The sequence below is a fragment of the Amycolatopsis sp. NBC_01286 genome, from assembly GCF_035982555.1.
Taxonomy (GTDB): domain Bacteria; phylum Actinomycetota; class Actinomycetes; order Mycobacteriales; family Pseudonocardiaceae; genus Amycolatopsis.
The window spans coordinates 6,348,591-6,365,804 of the sequence record NZ_CP108428.1 but is presented as its reverse complement, the minus strand read 5'-3'; the positions used below and the strand labels follow the sequence as shown (position 1 = coordinate 6,365,804).

At 73.3% G+C, this 17,214-nt stretch carries 17 protein-coding genes; 14 read left to right on the top strand and 3 right to left on the bottom strand.

Going from position 1 to position 17,214, the window contains the following annotated elements:
- The first annotated feature begins 17 nt into the window (after positions 1-17).
- From OG570_RS30060 to OG570_RS30005, 12 genes are read left to right on the top strand one after another with little or no spacing between them, the layout of a single operon-like run.
- Positions 18-305, top strand: coding sequence for an acyl carrier protein (locus OG570_RS30060; RefSeq protein ID WP_247052908.1), 288 nt, complete (start codon positions 18-20; stop codon positions 303-305).
- Entirely contained in the window at positions 302-1,666 is a 1,365-nt protein-coding gene (locus OG570_RS30055; RefSeq protein WP_326950634.1) for a TrpB-like pyridoxal phosphate-dependent enzyme, read from the top strand. The genes OG570_RS30060 and OG570_RS30055 overlap by 4 nt, the downstream gene beginning before the upstream one ends.
- A complete protein-coding gene (locus OG570_RS30050) occupies positions 1,656-2,762 on the top strand; it encodes an acyl carrier protein (protein WP_326950635.1) in 1,107 nt (368 codons plus the stop codon). The genes OG570_RS30055 and OG570_RS30050 overlap by 11 nt, the downstream gene beginning before the upstream one ends.
- Positions 2,759-4,261: a class I adenylate-forming enzyme family protein gene (locus OG570_RS30045; RefSeq protein ID WP_326952485.1), complete on the top strand. Its 1,503-nt coding sequence runs from the start codon at positions 2,759-2,761 to the stop codon at positions 4,259-4,261. Before OG570_RS30050 ends, OG570_RS30045 begins: the two co-directional genes overlap by 4 nt.
- Positions 4,245-5,537, top strand: coding sequence for a type III PLP-dependent enzyme (locus OG570_RS30040; RefSeq protein ID WP_326952484.1), 1,293 nt, complete (start codon positions 4,245-4,247; stop codon positions 5,535-5,537). The genes OG570_RS30045 and OG570_RS30040 overlap by 17 nt, the downstream gene beginning before the upstream one ends.
- A gap of 23 nt (positions 5,538-5,560) precedes the next feature.
- A complete protein-coding gene (locus tag OG570_RS30035) occupies positions 5,561-5,800 on the top strand; it encodes an acyl carrier protein (protein WP_326952483.1) in 240 nt (79 codons plus the stop codon).
- Entirely contained in the window at positions 5,797-6,948 is a 1,152-nt protein-coding gene (locus OG570_RS30030; protein WP_326950638.1) for an acyl-CoA dehydrogenase family protein, read from the top strand. Before OG570_RS30035 ends, OG570_RS30030 begins: the two co-directional genes overlap by 4 nt.
- Positions 6,941-8,077 carry an acyl-CoA dehydrogenase family protein gene (locus OG570_RS30025; RefSeq protein WP_326952482.1) on the top strand — a complete coding sequence of 379 codons (1,137 nt, stop codon included), beginning with the start codon at positions 6,941-6,943 and terminating at the stop codon, positions 8,075-8,077. The genes OG570_RS30030 and OG570_RS30025 overlap by 8 nt, the downstream gene beginning before the upstream one ends.
- A complete protein-coding gene (locus OG570_RS30020) occupies positions 8,074-8,754 on the top strand; it encodes a 4'-phosphopantetheinyl transferase family protein (RefSeq protein WP_326952481.1) in 681 nt (226 codons plus the stop codon). The genes OG570_RS30025 and OG570_RS30020 overlap by 4 nt, the downstream gene beginning before the upstream one ends.
- Before the next feature lie 4 nt (positions 8,755-8,758).
- Positions 8,759-9,745 (top strand): hypothetical protein, encoded by a 987-nt coding sequence (locus tag OG570_RS30015; protein ID WP_326950641.1) that lies wholly within the window; start codon positions 8,759-8,761, stop codon positions 9,743-9,745.
- A 5-nt stretch (positions 9,746-9,750) separates the two neighbouring features.
- Positions 9,751-11,265 (top strand): amino acid adenylation domain-containing protein, encoded by a 1,515-nt coding sequence (locus OG570_RS30010; protein WP_326952480.1) that lies wholly within the window; start codon positions 9,751-9,753, stop codon positions 11,263-11,265.
- A complete protein-coding gene (locus OG570_RS30005; protein ID WP_326952479.1) occupies positions 11,262-11,972 on the top strand; it encodes a flavin reductase family protein in 711 nt (236 codons plus the stop codon). Before OG570_RS30010 ends, OG570_RS30005 begins: the two co-directional genes overlap by 4 nt.
- A 501-nt stretch (positions 11,973-12,473) precedes the next feature.
- Here OG570_RS30005 and OG570_RS30000 read toward each other — a convergent pair.
- The 3 genes from OG570_RS30000 to OG570_RS29990 all read right to left on the bottom strand — a co-directional run bounded on the left by OG570_RS30000 (position 12,474) and on the right by OG570_RS29990 (position 15,041).
- Positions 12,474-13,397 (bottom strand): LysR family transcriptional regulator, encoded by a 924-nt coding sequence (locus OG570_RS30000; RefSeq protein WP_326950644.1) that lies wholly within the window; start codon positions 13,395-13,397, stop codon positions 12,474-12,476.
- 643 nt (positions 13,398-14,040) lie between these two features.
- Positions 14,041-14,361 (bottom strand): AzlD domain-containing protein, encoded by a 321-nt coding sequence (locus tag OG570_RS29995; protein WP_326950645.1) that lies wholly within the window; start codon positions 14,359-14,361, stop codon positions 14,041-14,043.
- Positions 14,358-15,041, bottom strand: a complete 684-nt coding sequence (locus OG570_RS29990) for an AzlC family ABC transporter permease (protein ID WP_326952478.1) — start codon at positions 15,039-15,041, stop codon at positions 14,358-14,360. The genes OG570_RS29995 and OG570_RS29990 overlap by 4 nt, the downstream gene beginning before the upstream one ends.
- A gap of 148 nt (positions 15,042-15,189) precedes the next feature.
- Between OG570_RS29990 and OG570_RS29985 the strand changes: the two genes are divergently transcribed.
- Positions 15,190-15,744, top strand: a complete 555-nt coding sequence (locus tag OG570_RS29985) for a CGNR zinc finger domain-containing protein (RefSeq protein WP_326952477.1) — start codon at positions 15,190-15,192, stop codon at positions 15,742-15,744.
- Between the two features lie 363 nt (positions 15,745-16,107).
- A complete protein-coding gene (locus tag OG570_RS29980; protein WP_326952476.1) occupies positions 16,108-17,205 on the top strand; it encodes a glycoside hydrolase family 3 N-terminal domain-containing protein in 1,098 nt (365 codons plus the stop codon).
- The last annotated feature ends 9 nt before the right edge of the window (positions 17,206-17,214 follow it).

Genomic DNA, 17,214 nt, shown 5'->3' with positions numbered 1-17,214 from the left:
TGCCTGGGAGGGCAAAGATGACAACCGGACCAGACCACACGACGGTCTCCGACTCGGTCAAGCGCGTGGTGATCGCCGAATCCCGGCTTTCACTGGCGCCGGAGGAGATCCAGGACAACGAGCCGCTCAGCGGCGACCTGCTGCGCATCAACTCGATGGGTTTCGTCGGCATGCTGGTGCAGCTGGAGGACACCCTCGACGTGACACTGCCCGACGACCTGTTCGTCGGCCGCACCTTCAAGACGGTCAACGACCTCGTCGAGGTCGTCGCCGAAGGCGCCCGCGAGACGGAGGTGCAGCGATGAGCACCGTCGCGATGCCGACCAGCTGGCGCAGCGTGCTGCCGCACCTGGACGAGCCGCTGCCGCCCGACCGCAGCCCGGAGGCGACCGCCGGCAGCTCGGACGCCGGGGTCTCGGTGAACCTGCCGTTCGCGCTGGTGCGCCAGTCCGCACCGGGCCGCGAGTTCTGGGACATCCCCGCCGAGGTGCTCGACGCCTACCGCACCTTCCGGCCCACCCAGCTGTGGCGGGCCCGCCGGTTCGAGGAGGCCGTCGGCGCGCGGGTGCCGATCTACGTCAAGTACGAGGGCGGCAACATCTCCGGCAGCCACAAGCTGAACACCGCGCTCGCGCAGGCCTACTACTACGCCAAGGCCGGCGTGAAGGAACTGGTCACCGGGACCGGGGCCGGGCAGTGGGGCACCGCGCTCGCCGCCGCCTGCTCGATCTTCGGGCTGCGCTGCCGGGTGTTCATGGTGGGCACGAGCCTGCAGAAGAAGCCCTACCGGGGCACGCTGATGCGCACCCTCGGCGCCACCGTGCACGCCAGCCCGAGCGACCTGACCGAGGTCGCCGCCCGCGCCGGCGGCGGGTTCAACAGCCTCGCGCTGGCCATCGGCGAAGCCGTCGAATACGCCGGGCGCACCGAAGGGGCCGCGTTCTGCATCGGCAGCGGCGAGACCTACAGCATCCTGCACCAGTCCGTGATCGGGCTGGAGGCCATCGAGCAGCTCGCCGAGCTGGAGGCCGAAGTGGACAGTGTCGTCGGCTGCGTCGGCGCCGGCTCGAACTTCGGCGGGCTCGCCCTGCCGTTCTTCGCCGAGGCCGCCGCGACCGGGGCGGAGTGCCCGCGGCTGGTCGCCGCGGAGTCCAGCACCACCCCGAAGCTCACCCGCGGCGTCTACGCCTACGACAAGACCGACGCCACCGGGGTCAGCCCGATGGAGGCGATGTACACGATCGGCAGCTCCTACCCGATCCCGGACTCGCACTCGGCCGGCCTGCGCTTCCACGGCGCGGCGAAGGTCCTGTCCGCCATGCGGCACCAGGACCAGATCACCGCCCGGGCCGTCGGCCAGGTCGAAGCGCTGGAGGCCGGTCAGGTCTTCACCCGCACGGAGATGGTGCTGCCCGCACCGGAGTCCGGGCACGCGCTGGCCGTCGCCGCGCGCCTGGCCTCGGGCCGCGACGACGAGGACCGGCCCACCCGCGGCGTGGTCGCCTGCGTGAGCGGGCACGGCTACCTCGACCTGTCCGCCTACCAGCAGCTGATGGACGGCGAGCTCAGCAACGAGCCGCCCGTGGAGCAGTCGCTCCTGGCGGCGATGGACCAGCTGCAGCCGGTCCAGGGACTCGCGATCGCCGGGAGTGGTCATGCCGTCTGAGCCGCTGGACCACCGCCTCTTCGACTGCGTCCAGGTGAACCTGGCCGAGCTCGCCGACCGCCTCCACGGCGACGGCACGCACCTCGCGCTGGGCCGGGTCCTGCGCTTCTGGCCCCGGCCGGGCGCGGACGGCCTGCCCACCGTCGAGCCGCGGGTCGACGCGCACGTGACCGAATCCGCCACCCTGCTGGGCATGCGCGTCACCCGGCGCGAGCGGGTCGACGGCGCGGACGGCCTCGCGCCGGGCCCCGGCTGTTACGTCGTGGCCGACGCCTACCACCTGCCCTGGGTGCCCTACTTCCACGAGCAGCACCTGGAGCACAGCTTCCTGGTCGAGCCGGCCGACGACGGCGTCACCGTCGTGGACGGCTACCACAACGACACCCAGTGGGGCGCGGCCCGGCCGGGCCGCTGGACGCTCGGCCACGCGGAGTTCGCCGAAGCGCTCCCCGAGGGCGCGCTGACCTTCGACCTCGTCGCCGACGGCTCCGCCACCGAGCGCACGCCGCTGGTGGAACTGGCCGACGCCGGTTCGTTCGTGGCGACCTACGCCGATCACCCCGACCGGGTCCGGGCGTTGCGGGGCCTGACGTTGCAGACCTGGCTGCTCACCCGCAGCCGCCGCCTGCACGCCGCGGCCATGGAGCTGGACACCGACGCGGTGCGGGCGCACCTGGCGGAGTGGGACGCGCTGGCCAAGCAGGTCTACCTGGCGAGCCGCCGGGTGTCCGCGGGCCGGGAGGAGCCGCGGGCGCTGTTCCCGCGCCTCGCCGAGTGCCTCGCCGCGGACCACACCGCGTTCGGCGGCATCGTCGAGATCACCGCGACGTCCACAGTGGACACCGCCGAGGTCCCGGTGCAGGTCCGCGAGTCCGTCACCTCGGTGATCGGGACCGTGCTGGGCACCGAACCCCCCGCCGGCGCCGGCGCGCTCGGCGAGATCCCCGGCTTCAGCTCGTTCCGGATGATGGAGATCGTCGAGCGGATCGAAAGCGACCTCGGCGTCGAGTTCGCCGCCGAGGACCTGGTCCCGGAGAAACTCACCCACGTCGACGGCCTCTGCCGCGCCGTCCTGGCCGCAGGAGGAACACGATGACCTACTCCCCGCGAGTGCTCCACGAACTGCTCGACCACGCCGCCCGGCAGTGGCCGAACCGGACCGCGCTGACCTGCCGGGGCGAGTCGACGACCTACGCCGAGCTCGCCGCCGCCGCGCAGCGCGTCGCCGCGTCGCTGGCCGACCGGGGCGCCCGCCGCGGCGACCGGCTGCTGATCAACGCCCCGGCGAGCACCCTGCTGCCCGCCGTGGTCTTCGGCGCCGCCCGCGCCGGAGTCGCGTTTTCCCTGTTGCACGAACAGGTCCGCGGCAGCAGCCTCGACCACGTGCTCGCGGACTCCGAGCCGGTGCTGATGGTGACCGGCGACGACGAGGTGCGGCGCTCGGCCGACGCGGCCGGTGTCCCCGCCGTCTCGGTGGCGGACCTCGCCGCCGGCCCCGGTCACGACGTCGAGCTGCCCGCTCCCCCGCTGCCGGTGGACGTCGTGTGCCTGATCTACACCTCGGGCACGACCTCGCTGCCCAAGGCCGTGGTCAGCACCCACCAGCAGCTGCTCTTCGCCGTCGGGGCGATCACCTCGGTGCTGGAGTACCGCAGCGACGACGTCGTCTACAGCCCGCTGCCGCTGTCCTTCGACTACGGGCTGTACCAGGTGTTCCTGTCCGTCACGGCGGGCTCGAACCTGACGCTGGGCGCACCCACCGAGGTGGGGCCGTCGCTGGTCGGGAACCTGGTGCGCGCCGGCGCGACCGTGCTGCCCGCCGTCCCGGCCGTCGCCGAGGCGCTCAGCGCGCTGCTGCGGCGCCGTCCGACGCCCGCCCCCGCCCTGCGGCTGCTCACCAACACCGGTGCGGCGATGCCCACCGGCACGCTGGAAGGCCTGCGTGCAGCCATTCCCGGCCTGCGTGTGCAGCTGATGTTCGGGCTGACCGAGTGCAAGCGCGCCACCATCATGCCGGTGGACGGCGACCTGGACCGGCCTGGTTCCAGCGGCCGGGCCCTGCCCGGCACGGAGGTCTTCGTCATCGACGACGCCGGTGAGCGGCTGCCCGCCGGCGAGGTCGGCGAGATCGTGGTGCGCGGCCCGAACGTGATGGCCGGGTACTGGCGCCGTCCGGAGCTCACCGAGCAGAAGTTCCCGCGCGTGGACGGGCTGTTCCCGGAACTGCGCACCGGCGACTACGGCCGGCTCGACGACGAGGGTTACCTCTACTTCGACGGCCGCCGCGACGACATCTACAAGGAGCGCGGGTTCCGCGTCAGCGCGACCGAGGTCGAGGCCGCCGCCCGCCGCGTGCCCGGCGTCCGCGAAGCCGCGGTGCTGGTCCCGAAGGACACCCGCCCGGCCTGGCTGTTCGTCACCGGCGACCTGGCCGCCGACGGCGTGCTCGACGCGATGCGCACCCGGATCGAGGAGTTCAAGATCCCGGCGACCTGCCGCCTGGTGGACACGCTTCCCCTGACCGGCAACGGAAAGGTCGACCGCAAGGCGCTGGCTTCGATCGCGGAGGAGGTGTCCAGTGGAGCTGCTCGCTGAGCACCCTTCCCCGCTCGCGGACCTGCCCGGCGAGCTCGCCGCGCTGCCGACCCCCGCCTACGTCTACGACCTGGCCGAGGTCCGCCGCAACCACCGGCGCCTCGACGAGGCCCTGCCCGCGGGCACCGGGCTGCTGTACTCGCTGAAGGCCAACCCGCACCCGGACGTCCTGGCCACGCTGCGCGAGGCCGGCGCCCGCCCGGAGGTCTGCTCCTCCGGCGAGCTGCGGGCCGCGCTCGAGGCCGGCTGGGCGGGCGAGCAGGTGCTCTACACCGGCCCGGCCAAGCGGGACGCCGAGATCACGGCCGCGCTGCGGGCCGGGGTGCGGGAGTTCTCCGTGGACTCGCCGTACGCCATCACCCAGCTCGACCGGCTCGCCGGCGAGGCCGGCGTCCACGCCCGCTACCTGCTGCGCGTCAACGACGACCAGCCGGTGCCGGGCCAGGGCCTGGCGATGACCGGCGTGCCGTCGCAGTTCGGCGCCGACACCGGCTGGATCCTCGCCGAGCCCGCCCGCTTCGCCGGGGGCGCGCACGCCGAGGCGTCCGGGCTGCACCTCTACATGGGCACCAACCTCACCCAGGTCGACGACCTGCTCGGGCAGTTCGGCCGCGCGCTGGACACCGCCGCGCGGCTGCAGGAAGCCTTGGCATCACACGGGGTCCGCTTCCGGACCCTCGACCTCGGCGGCGGTTTCGGTGCCCCGTTCGCGAAGGAAGGCACCGCGGGCGAGCTGCCCGGCCTGCGCGAAGGGCTCGAAGCGCTGCTCGGCGAGAAGGTGCCGGGCTGGCGCGAGCAGGGCCCGGAGGTCGTGTTCGAGTCCGGCCGGTACCTGGTCGGCACCGCGGGCACCCTCGTCACGGCCGTGCTGGACGTCAAACGCTCGCAGGGCAAGGACATCGTCGTGCTGGAGTCCGGCATCAACCACCTCGGCGGCATGTCGGGGATGCGGCGGCTGCCGCCGCTCAACCCCCACCTGCTCGGCCCGGCCGGCCCGCCCGCACTGGACGCGCTCGTCGCCGGCCCGCTGTGCACGCCGCTGGACACCTGGACCCGCAACGGGAAGCTGCCCGAACTGAGCCCCGGCGACCTGGTGGCGGTGCCGAACGTCGGCGCCTACGGGCTGTACGCCAGCCTGATCGCCTTCCTGGGCCACCCCCTGCCGGCGGAGGTCGTCGTCGACGGCGACCGCCCCGGAACCCCCGCGCGGACCTCGCGTGTGGAACTGGTCAGGACCACCACGGTCACCGACCCCGCTACGGCGGACCCGAAATGAGGAGCGAACCGATGGACCCCCGCATGACCGAACTGCTGACCCCGTTCCTGAAGTTCCTCAACGGCCGCGAGCTCGGCCCGGACGACTCGCTGCGCGAGTGCGGGCTGGACTCGATGCAGTCGATCAACGTGCTGTTCGAGATCGAGGACGTGTTCGGCATCTCGCTGCCGGACGAGGACATCACCGACGCCACCTTCGCCACCCCGGCCACGCTGTGGACCGCGGTCAGCGCTCAGCTGGAGCACCAGGGGGTCTCGTCATGACCACCGCTCCCCTCGCCGAGCTCGTGGGGCGCGTGACCAAGGTCGCCGCCGAACACGTCCGCGAGACCGACGACGACGCCGCGTTCCCGGTGCAGGCGCTCGACGAGCTGCGTGCCACCGGCCTGCTGGGCCTGCTCGTGCCCGCCGAGGAGGGCGGGCTCGGCGGATCGCTGGCCGACATGCTCGAGACCAGCGTCGAGCTGGGCCGGGTGGACATGTCCCTGGCGATGATCTTCGCCATGCACTGCCAGCAGGTCGCCGCCGTGCTCGCACACGCCGACGGCAAGCTGCGCGCGGAGCTGGTGCCCGAGATCGCCGCGGGCCGGCTCTACATCGCCTCGGTCACCACCGAGGCGGGCAAGGGCGGGCACCTGCTGACCGCCGAGTCCGCCGCGGCCTGGCGCGACGGCGAGCTGCTCGTCGACCGCTTCGCCCCGATCGTCACCGGGGGCCGGCACGCCGACGGGTTCCTGATCACGATGCGGTCGCCGGACTCCGAGGCGGACAACCAGGTTTCGCTGGTCTACGCCGCCCGCTCGCAGGTGGAGATCGAGCCGGCGGGCGGCTGGAACCCGCTGGGCATGCGGGCCAGCGACAGCGGCGCCCTGAAGCTGCGCGGGCGGCTGCCCGCCCACCAGGTCGTCGGCCGGCACGGCGACTTCCACACGATCGTCACCACCGTGTTCGGGCCGCTGGCCCACCTCGGCTGGGCGTCGTGCTGGCTGGGCACGGCGGCCGGGGCGCTGTCCCGGGTGATCGGCTCGCTGCGCGGCAGCCGCGGGAAGACCGACCTGAGCTCGGAACTGCTGATGACGCGGCTGTCGCGGTCGCGCCAGCGGCTGGACACCGTGCACGCGCTGATCGACCACGCCCGCGAGGTCGTCGAGACCACCGCGGACCTCAGCGTGCCGAAGGTGCAGCTGCTGATCAACGCCGTGAAGATCACCGCCGCCGAGGAGTGCTACCGCGCCGTCGACGAGCTGGTCGACGCCGTCGGGATGCGCCACGGTTACCTGCGCGACTCCCCGACGCGGCTGGAGCAGTCGCTGCGGGACCTGCGCTCGGCGGTGCTGAACTACAGCAACGACCGGCTGCACCTCGCCGACGGCCGGCTCACCCTCCTCGACCAGGAGGTGCGTTTTGCCTGAGTCAGCGCTGCTGGACTCGCGCGTGCGCGCCGGTCCCGCCCCGGACGCGGCGGAAACACTGTCCACTGTGGAATCCGACGCCCCCGCCGCCGAGGTGTGGCGGGCGCTCGGGTCCGCCGGCGTGCTGCGGGCGCAGTACCGCCGGCGCACCCCGACCGGCCTGGTCGCCGACCCGGACCGGCTCGGCGCCACCCTGCGCGCGGTCGACGCCCGCGGGGACAACGGCATCACACTGAGCGTGCTGGTGCAGTCGGCGAGCGCGTTGCCGATCCTGGCCGCCGGGACCGGGCCGGCCGAGGCCGCGTTCGACCGGGTCGCCGACGGCGGCTGCGAGGTCGCGCTGGCCGCCACGGACGCCGCGGCGGCCGGGTCCGACCTCACCGGGCTGGGCACGGAGATCGAGGTCGACGGAGACACCGTCCGGCTCGAGGGCGCGAAGCGGTGGGTGACCACGGCGACGCGCGCCGCGTACTTCCTGGTGCTGGCCCGGCACCGGCCCGGCCGGCACTTCACGTCCTTCACCTGGGTCCTGGTCCCGGCCGACACGGCCGGGGTGCGGGTCACGCCCGCGACGACGTCCCTGCTCCCGGGCTCGGGCACCGGGCACGTCGAGTTCTCCGGGGTCCGCCTGCCCGCCTCGGCCGTGCTCGGCCGGACCGGCCGCGGGCTGGCCCTGTTCGCCCGGCACATGGGCACCGAGCGCCTCGCCGGCGCCCAGTGGGCCACCGCGCTCACCAGCCGCGTGCTGGCCGACACCCGGACCGCGCTGACCGAGCGGGAGATCGACGGCCGCGCGCTGTGGGACCACGACTCGGTCCGCCAGGAGTTCGCGCGCTGCCTGGTGCGGGTGCGCGAACTGCGCGCCCTGTACGAAGCCCTGGGCGAACGGGTCGTGGAGGACCACGACACGACGAGCGCGGCGATGCTGAAGGCCGCGATCGGGATCACCCCCGACGAGGTGCTCTCGCGCTGCGCGCGCTGGCGCGGCGCCGACGGGTTCGCCGACGACGGCCTGCAGCTCGTGCGGGCCGAGGCCGCGGTGTTCGGCATCGGCGGCGGGGTGACCGAGCTGATGCTCGGCGCGGTCGCCGACGGCGCCGGGACCCTGCTCGAGGAGCTGCGCGCGTGACCGCCGGAACGCGGGCCGACGCCGGCGATGGCCTGGACGTCACCGCCGACGGCGCCGAGATCTCGCCCGGGGTGTGGGTCGCCTCGGCCGCCCGCGCCGACCTCGGCGACGCGCTCGCCCACGCGGGCGACCTCGCCGACGCCGGCACCCGGCCGCGCTGGCGCCGCGCGGAGTTCCTCGCCGGCCGGCACCTGCTGCGGCGCCTGCTGCGGCGGGTGCGGCCCGACCTGGCCGCGCTGCCGCTGCGCGCCGACCCGGCGGGCAAGCCCCGGCTGGACGCCGGTGGCGCGCCGGACCTCGCGTTGCCCGGCATCACGATCTCCCACGACGGGGACCGGATCGCGGCGGCGGTGTGCGCGCACGGAGACGTGGGCGTGGACGTCCAGCTGCCCCCGGACCGGCTGACCGACTCGACCGTGCGCCGGTGCCTCGGCTCGCACGCACCGAAGGTCACCGCCCTGCCCCGCGCGTGGCGGGCCCGGGAGTTCGCCTGGGTGTGGACCGTGCAGGAAGCGTGCGTCAAGGCCGCGGGCACCGGCATGGCCGGACGGCCCTGGTCGATCGACGTCCCGCCCGGCGCGGTGTCCGGGCACTGGGGCGGGTTCGCCTGGCTGAGCCTGCGCACCCGATCGCCGGTGCCGCTCAGCTGCGCCTTCCACACCGCTCCGCACTGGTGATCCGGTGCGGAACCCGACCACGACGACGGAGGTCGACGTGCACCTCATCAACGCCCCGGACGTAGTGCCGGAACTCAGTTGCTACACCACCAACCTGGTGGCCTACCTCGAAGCCGACGACCCCGGCGTGAAGACCCGCCTGGCCCACGCCGTGCGGCTCGCGGTCCGGCTCGACGGCGGCAGCGGGGACCTCGTGTTCTCCCAGCACGCCCGCGTCGACGACAGCGCCACGCACGATCCGCTCGGTTACCGCGGGGCCCCGGACTGGGCGCTGGCCGCGGGCGACCTCGACGCGGAGCTCACCCGCTCGGGGCGGGTGCTGACCGTCGCCGACACCTTCCACCTGCCCTGGTCCCCCGCGCACGAGACCGCGCACTCGCCGCACTGGCTGCTGCTGCTCGGCCGGCGCGACGGGCACTGGCTGGTGGGTGACCACTTCTGCGCGTTGACCCCGCTCGGCGCCCAGGAACCGTTCCTCGGCTGGCTGGACGACGCCGCGCTGGAACGCGCACTGACGCCGCACGCCCCGTGGCCGGCGGAGATCGACAACCGCGACCGCCACGCGCTGGGCGCCGCCGTGGAGCCGGTGCTCGCGGACCGGTTCCGCTGGCTGGCCCGCTCCGCCGGCGAGGCGCCCGCCGCCCCGGCGGCGGAACCGGACGGCTGGACCTGCGTCCTGCCCGAGGTGCTCGGCCGCATCAGCGGGGTACTGACCGAGGACGAAACCGCCGCCGCCCGCTACGGCGACGACCTGTGGGCGGCGAGCAGGCACTACACCTACCGGCTCGAAGTGCTCGCCGCGAACGGCGAGATCTGCGCGGAGGACGCCGCCGCGGCCGCGATGAGCTGGGGCGAGCTGCCCAAGGTCGTCCGGTTCGCCGCGGAGTCGGCCGCCAGGGGCCGGCCCCGCGCCGGTCTGCTGGAGCGGACGTTCGACGACCTGGTGCGCACCAACACGAAGACGACCGCCGGCCCGGCATCGGAGGCATGAGAACGATGAACACCCTTTACCACTGGTTCGAAAACTCGGCCGGGAAGCACGCCGACGCGCCCGCGCTCGAAGTCGGCGCGCGCACCCTGACCTACAGCGAGCTGGAAGAGCTCGCCGGGCACGTCGCGGCCGAGGCCGTCGCCGCGCTGGGGTCGGTGCCCGCCCGGATCGGCGTGCTGGCCGAGCGCAGCGTGCTCACCTACGCCGGCTACCTCGCCGCGCACCGGCTCGGCAGCACCGTCGTGCCGCTCAACCCCGCATTTCCCGCGCAGCGCAACCGGATGATCGCCGAGGCCGCCGGTCTCGACCTGGTCCTCACCGAAGGCCCCGCCGACCTCGGCGTGCCGGAGCTGGCCATGGCCGAGCCCACCGGCGGCGCCGCGCACACCCCGCCGGCGTCCGCCACCGGGGACCTGGCCTACATCCTGTTCACCTCGGGCTCGACCGGGCGGCCGAAAGGCGTCCCGATCCGGCACCGCAACGTCGGCGCCTACCTCGAGCACGTCGTGCCGCGCTACGGCATGGAGCCGGGCAGCCGCGTCTCGCAGACCTTCGACCTGACCTTCGACCTGTCGGTGTTCGACATGTTCACGGCGTGGGGCGGCGGCGCGACGCTCGTCGTCCCCAGCCGCGAGGACCTGCTGGCGCCCGTGCGGTTCGTCGCGGAGAAGCGGCTCACCCACTGGTTCTCGGTGCCCTCGATGGTGTCCTACGCCCAGCGGCTGCGCAGCCTGCGGCCCGGGAGCATGCCGACGTTGCGCTGGAGCCTGTTCTGCGGGGAACCGCTGACCACGCACCAGGCCACGGCCTGGCAGCGCGCCGCTCCCGACGGCGTCGTGGAGAACCTCTACGGCCCCACGGAGCTGACCATCAGCTGCGCGGAGTACCGGCTGCCGGCCGATCCGGCGGACTGGCCGGAGACCGCCAACGGGACCGTGCCGATCGGGCGCCTCTACCCCAGCGTCAGCCACGTCGTGCTCGACGACCAGGGACGCCCGGCGGTGGAAGGGGAACTCTGCGCGCGCGGGCCCCAGCGGTTCCCCGGCTACCTCGACCCGGCCGCCAACGAAGGCCGCTTCTACCACTTCGGCCCGGGCGACGAGACCGCGCGGCCGCACGCCGCGGGCGACGAGCTCGACGACACCGCGTGGTACCGCACCGGCGACCGGGTGTCCTGGCAGGACGGTGCTCTCGTCCACTTGGGACGGTCGGACCAGCAGGTGAAGGTGCAGGGCTACCGGGTCGAGCTCGGCGAGATCGAGGCCGTGCTGCGGGACCAGGAGGCGGTGCGCGACGCGATCGTGCTCGCCCTGCCCGGCAGCGGCGGCACGACGGAGCTCGAAGCGGTGTGCACCGGCTCGGACCTGGACTCCGACCGGCTGCTCACCGCCGTCGCCGGCCGGCTGCCCGGGTACATGGTGCCCCGGCGGCTCACCGTGCTGGACACCCTGCCGCTCAACGTCAACGGCAAGATCGACCGCTCGGCCCTCACCAAGGAAGCGATCGGGCAGCGCGGATGACCACCACACCCCGGGAAGGGAAGACCATGCGCACCGCACACGTCACCCAGTCGCCGCTCCGCACCACCCGCCGGCCCACCGAAACCCGGCCGGTACCGGGCATGCCGGCCCAGGAGGCCGCGCCGCCTGGCGTTTCGGCTCAGGACGGTTCGGCACACGAGGTTTCGGCGCCGGGGATTCCGACGCCGGAGTCCGCGACGCACGGCCCGTCGGCGCAGGGCCCGCCCGCGCCGGACCTGGTGCCCGCGGAGGGTTTCCGCCAGGCGATCGCGAAGCTGCCGACCGGGGTCACCGTGCTCACCACCGTCACCGGGGACTCCCCCGTCGGCTGCACGGCCAACGCCGTCATGTCGCTCTCGGCCGACACCCCGAGCGTCCTGGTGTCGCTGGGCAGCCACAGCCGGACCCTCGCGGCCATCCTCGACACGGGGTCGTTCGCCGTCAACACGCTGTCCTGGTCACAGCGGGCGCTGACCCGCAAGTTCGCCTCCGGCAGCCCGGCCGAGCGGTTCGACGGCGTGCCGTGGCAGCCCGAGCGCCGGATCCCCGTGCTGTCCGCGGCGGGGGTGGCGCTGGTCTGCGAGGTGGGTGACACCGCGGCGCTGCTGGACCACACCGTGGTCGTCGGCAAGGTCGTCTGGCTGCGGCACACGAACGAAGCCCCGACGGTCCTCTACGGCCGCGAGCAATACCCGCTGGGAGCCTGAAGAAAGAGCCATCGCCCGGCTCGGCGGGCCGCCCCGCTGGGGGCGGCCCGCCGAGCCGGGCGAACCCTTGCCCCGGTTCCCGACCCTGCCGCGGCTCATCGTGAGTGTTTAGTCGGGTTAGAACCCTACTTACCACTCACGACCCCACCCCGGCCCCAACCGCCGTGCTCTACAACCCAGCCTTGCCGTAAGCCGTGAATGCCACATTGAGGGACCTAGTGTCCCTCAATGTGGCATTCACGGACTTCGGTTGAGCGGGGCGGTCAGCACGCCGTCGCGGAGGAGCGGAAGGAACGCACCCGGGCGCCTGGGCGGCAGGTGCGGTACCCGGGTCTGCCGTGGCTTGTCGTGAGTGGTTAGGCGGGTTCTAACCCTACTTATCACTCACGACCCCGGCCCGCGCCAGTCGCAGGGTGGCGAGACGAAGGCCCCGACGGGGCGCTGCGAAAGCGCCAACCGTTCGGGGCCTGAAGACAGAAGGACCGGCTCGCCGGTCCGCCCTCAGAGGGCGGACCGGTGGGCCGGACGCGTTCCCGCGTCCGCGACCTGCTCGGCGGTCGCACGGGCCGCCGCGTCGAGCAGCACCGAGAACCGGGGGTCGGTGCGGATCTCGCGGTGCCAGGCCACCTGCGTGAAGACCTGGAACGGCGCGGTCCACGGCACCTCGACCAGCCGGCCGTCGGCCAGCTCGGTGGCGACGCTGAGCCGGGGCAGCAGCGCGATGCCCAGCCCCGCGGTCAGCGCGTGCTTCACCGCGTCGATCGAGCCGAAGGACAGCGCCCGGATCCGGCTGTCGGCGGCACCGCTCAGCGTCCGCTCGAACAGGCGCTGGTAGCCGCTGTCCCGGTGCGCGCACAGCAGCGGGTACTTCGCCAGCCGCGAGGTCGGCACCGGCTCCCGGCCGAGCGGGCCGTCCGGGCCGGTGACCACCACGAGCGGCTCCGGGCACAGCAGGGTCGAATCGGCCTTCGGCGAGGACTTGCAGACGTCGATGAAGAACGCGCAGTCGACGTCGGAGTCGCCGATCCGGCTCCACGGGTCCTCCTCCATCGGCCGGATCTCCAGCGCCAGCTCCGGGTGCCGCCGGTACAGGTACTCGATGATCGGCACCAGCCGGTAGGAGGCGAGCCCGCTGTCGGCGCCGACACTCAGCGCGTCCCCGGAAGCGGCGCCCTCGAGCACCGTCTCCTCCGCCATCTGGCTCAGCTTCACGATCTTGTGGGCGTAACGCCGGAACCGCTGGCCGGCGGTGGTGAGCCGGATGAGCGCGCCGGTGCGGTGGAACAGATCGCAGGCGAGGTCGCGCTCCAGCTTCTTGATCCGGGCGGTGACCGTCGGCTGCGCCAGGCTCAGATCGCTGGCGGCCTTGGTGAAGCTCGACTGCTCGGCCACGTTGAGGAAAGTGGTGAGGGACGCGGTGTCCACAGGTCACCACCGATCCTGGCGAGCGGCGCGGGGGTCGATGCCCACGCCGCGGCGGATGGTCCCTTCGTCGATCGAGGCGGATTTTCGCGGCACGGCCTCTTCCCGCTCGTCGTGGTTCTGGTGAGAAGTGCTCGCCGTCAGATGCCGACGGCCTCTCCGGCCGGCCGTGGTGGCCGCCCTCCCGCAGTGGTGGAACTCGGTCCCGAACACGAAACCTCCTAGGTGCCGCCTACTCGCTGCCGGCACGAAACCCTTCACGACGAACGTCCCCCGATCGGCACCTTCGGCCCTTTCCGGCTCCGGGTGACCATTCGATTATTTCGTTCATGCCCTTGCCGAAAGTCCTTGCCAGGCGGCGGGGAACGGCCTTGGCCGACGCTCACCCGCTGGTTGACCCACTTCGGATACCACACGTAAGTGGCTGGCAAACTGCCACTATCCGGCAGGGAAAACTGCTCGTTCTCACCCAACGTGGCCAGCTGAGAAATTGTCCTTCACCCCAAGAGAGCAACGTCGCTCCAGTTCCCGATTCGACCGCAGGCGGCCGGAGCAGTCCCTTTCCGACCAGCGGATTTACGGACGCCCGGTGGTCGATCTTGCACTTTTAGGAATTGTTCGCACGCCCGCGCCCGGCGACGACGGATCAGCCGAGCACCAGGCGCAGCAGAGCGCTCACGACGGCAGCACCGATCATCGCGGTCAGGATGGACCGCTTGGCGGCCAGCAGGGCCACTCCGACGCCGACGCCCGCCAGCGCGGTGAGCGTCCGCATCGAGGACACGTCACCCGAGGCCGGCCACAGCAGGGTGACCACCAGCCCGGCCATGAGAGCCGGAGTCGCGCAGGTCAGCGCGTTGCGCAGCCAGGCGGGCAGTTCCCGCCCGCCGGCGGCCAGCGGCACCACGACCCGCAACGTGAGCGCGGTGACGCCGAGCGCCAGCACGATCACCCATTGGTACGTCATCGCCGCACCCCCAGAGCCGCCCCCGCCACGGCACCCGCCGCCCCGGCCACCAGCACCGGGATACCCGGCGGGGCCCAGGAGACCAGCGCGGCCGCGACGAGGACGCCGAGGACGGCCAGGACCCACGCGCGCGTGGTCTTCAGGTGCGAACGCAGCAGGCCGAGGAAGAACACCGGGTACGCGGCGTCCAGCCCCAGCCGTCCCGGATCGCCGATGGCGTCGCCGAGGACGGCGCCCAGCGCGGTCCCGGCGGTCCAGCCGCACAGGCACAACGAGCCGGCCACCCGCAGCGTGCGCAGGTCGTAGCGCCCCTCACCGCGGTGGGCGATGGCCCAGGAGCCGTCGGTGATCAGCAACGCCGTCCCGGCCCGCGACCACGCGGACCCGGTCAGCGCCGGGGCGATCGTGGTGCCCATCAACAGGTAACGCGCGTTGAGCGCGGCCGCCGCGCCGACCACGGCCCAGACCGAGCCGTGCTGGCCGATGACGGCGACGGCGCCGTACTGGGCGCTGCCGGAGAACACGAGCAGCGACATGGCCACCGGGGCCAGCACGCCCATCCCGACCGAGGCCGCGAGCGCGCCGAACGCCATGCCGTCCGCCAGATCGGCCGCGGCCACCGGCAGCACCGGGCGCACGACCCTGGCCGGGGAGCGGGGTTCAGTGGTGGTTTCGGTCACGACAGCTCATCTCCTCGGACTCGTCACGAGTTGACGTTACCAGCAAAGCCGAGTGTTGGTAACCCGAGCGGATGACCGTACCGCTCTGCAAGACATCTCTGCCCTCACCTGTAACTCACACGGCGAAAATGCTGGTAACGTGCTTGCCATGGTTCCCCGTCCCGCCGCACCACCTCCGCTCGGCGTCGTCCAGCGCCTGGTCAACACCCGTGAGCTGCTGGAGGACCGGGACGACCTGAGCACCCCGGCCGGCCTGGTGACGTGGGCGGATTCCGAAGGCCTGCCGTGCCCCACCCGGCCGACGGAAGCGGACCTGACCCGCGTGCGCCGCCTCCGGGAGGCCCTGCGGCAGCTGCTGGGCGCCCCTGAAGGCGCACCGGCCGCGGTGAGCGCGTTGAACGGCGAACTGGCCCGCACCGGCACCCGCCCCCTCCTGCGGGTTGACCCACCCGGCGCGGAGTTCGTCGGCGACGACGCCACCGCCCTGGACACGGCGATCACCCGGGTGCTCGCCACCGTGGTGACCACCCGCTTGGACGGTTCCCTGCACCGGCTGAAGACCTGCGCCGCGGAGGACTGCCTGTGGGCCTTCTACGACCGCTCCCCCAACGCGGTCAGCCGCTGGTGCGAGACGTCGGTTTGCGGCGCCCGGCACAAGATGCGCGCCTACCGGGCCCGCCAGGCCGCGAGCACCTCGGGCTGACACCACCCGATGTCGTGAGGGTGGACAAGACGCTCCGCAGATACCGCTTACGCCACCGGCAAACCGCTCCACGACCGGAAGTCCGGCGTTCACCGCAACCGGGATCTGCGACGCGCTGACGGCCTTTCCCGGACCGGGTCCGGGAAAGGCCGTCAGCAGGACCGGAAGTGCGACCGGCGAGAATTTCTCGCGCATTGTTCCCCTCCATCGAGGGCCCCTCTTGCGGGCACCGGCCCGGCTCGTCCGTTTTCGGCGATTCCCCGGACACGCCCACGGCCGCAGAACACAAATCGGCCCGTCAGAAAATTTCCGTCAGCCACTCGAAAGAGTTACCGTGGACGTCACCTGGAGGGAGCGGAACCCATGACCCGTGTGACGCGCAGGAGGACTTTGCCGGCCCTGGTCGCCGTGGTGGCGCTGGCGGGCGCCATGGGCGCCGCTCCCGGGGCCACCGGCCTGACGCCCCGGCAGCTCGCCGGCCAGCGGGTGATCTACTCCTACCCCGGCCTCACGCCACCGGACGCGCTCCTGCAGCGCATCCGGGCCGGCGAAGCGGGCGGCGTCATCTTCTTCGGCGAGAACGTCCAGAGCAGCCAGCAGATCGCCGGGGTCGTGCGGCAGCTGCGCGCCGCGTCGGCGCAGAGCCCGGTGTCCCGGCCGCTGCTGCTGATGACCGACCAGGAGGGCGGCCAGGTGCGCCGGCTGCCCGGCGAGCCCGCCCTGTCGGAGAAGCAGGTCGGGCAGGCGGCCGATCCGGTGGCCGCCGCGACCGCCGCCGGCACCGGCGCGGGCCGCACCCTGACCGCGGCCGGGATGAACGTCAACCTGGCGCCGGTGCTCGACGTCTACCGCCAGGCCGGCGACTTCATCGACCGCTACGGCCGCTCCTACAGCAACGACCCGGCGGTCGCCGGGCGCCTCGGTGCCGCGGCCGTCACCGCGCAGCAGGCCACCGGCGTCGCGGCGACGGCCAAGCACTTCCCCGGCCTGGGCTCGGCCCCGGCGAGCGCGAACACCGACGTGGCGCCGGTGACGTTGACCGTGCCGTTGCCCGAGCTGCGCGCGAAGGACGAAGCGCCCTACCCGACGGCGATCCGGGCCGCGGTCGACCTCGTGATGCTGTCCTGGGCCGTCTACCCGGCACTCGACGCCGGGCGCCCGGCCGGGCTGTCCCCGGTCGTCGTCCGGCAGGAACTGCGGCAGCGCACCGGCTTCTCCGGCGTCACCATCACCGACGCGCTGGAAGCCGGGGCACTGAACGGCTACGGGACCACCGGCAACCGCGCGGTGCTGGCGGCCGGTGCGGGGACGGACCTGATCCTGGCCTCGGCCCGCGACGTCGCCCAGGGCGACAGCGCCGCCGACGCGCTGGCCGCCGCGCTGGGCAACGGCACCCTGCCGAGCGCGGACTTCACGGCCTCGGTCGACCGGATCTCCGCCCTGCGGAGCCGGTTGCCCTGACGCCGGTCA

Excerpts from the sequence above, each read along its gene's own strand:
- OG570_RS30030 (WP_326950638.1), top strand. The coding sequence starts at position 5,797 with ATGACCACCGCTCCCCTCGCCGAGCTCGTGGGGCGCGTGACCAAGGTC.
- OG570_RS30055 (WP_326950634.1), top strand. The coding sequence starts at position 302 with ATGAGCACCGTCGCGATGCCGACCAGCTGGCGCAGCGTGCTGCCGCAC.
- OG570_RS30035 (WP_326952483.1), top strand. The coding sequence starts at position 5,561 with ATGACCGAACTGCTGACCCCGTTCCTGAAGTTCCTCAACGGCCGCGAG.
- OG570_RS30010 (WP_326952480.1), top strand. The coding sequence starts at position 9,751 with ATGAACACCCTTTACCACTGGTTCGAAAACTCGGCCGGGAAGCACGCC.
- OG570_RS29995 (WP_326950645.1), bottom strand. The coding sequence starts at position 14,361 with ATGACGTACCAATGGGTGATCGTGCTGGCGCTCGGCGTCACCGCGCTC.
- OG570_RS29985 (WP_326952477.1), top strand. The coding sequence starts at position 15,190 with ATGGTTCCCCGTCCCGCCGCACCACCTCCGCTCGGCGTCGTCCAGCGC.
- OG570_RS30045 (WP_326952485.1), top strand. The coding sequence starts at position 2,759 with ATGACCTACTCCCCGCGAGTGCTCCACGAACTGCTCGACCACGCCGCC.
- OG570_RS30060 (WP_247052908.1), top strand. The coding sequence starts at position 18 with ATGACAACCGGACCAGACCACACGACGGTCTCCGACTCGGTCAAGCGC.
- OG570_RS30050 (WP_326950635.1), top strand. The coding sequence starts at position 1,656 with ATGCCGTCTGAGCCGCTGGACCACCGCCTCTTCGACTGCGTCCAGGTG.
- OG570_RS30005 (WP_326952479.1), top strand. The coding sequence starts at position 11,262 with ATGACCACCACACCCCGGGAAGGGAAGACCATGCGCACCGCACACGTC.
- OG570_RS29980 (WP_326952476.1), top strand. The coding sequence starts at position 16,108 with ATGACCCGTGTGACGCGCAGGAGGACTTTGCCGGCCCTGGTCGCCGTG.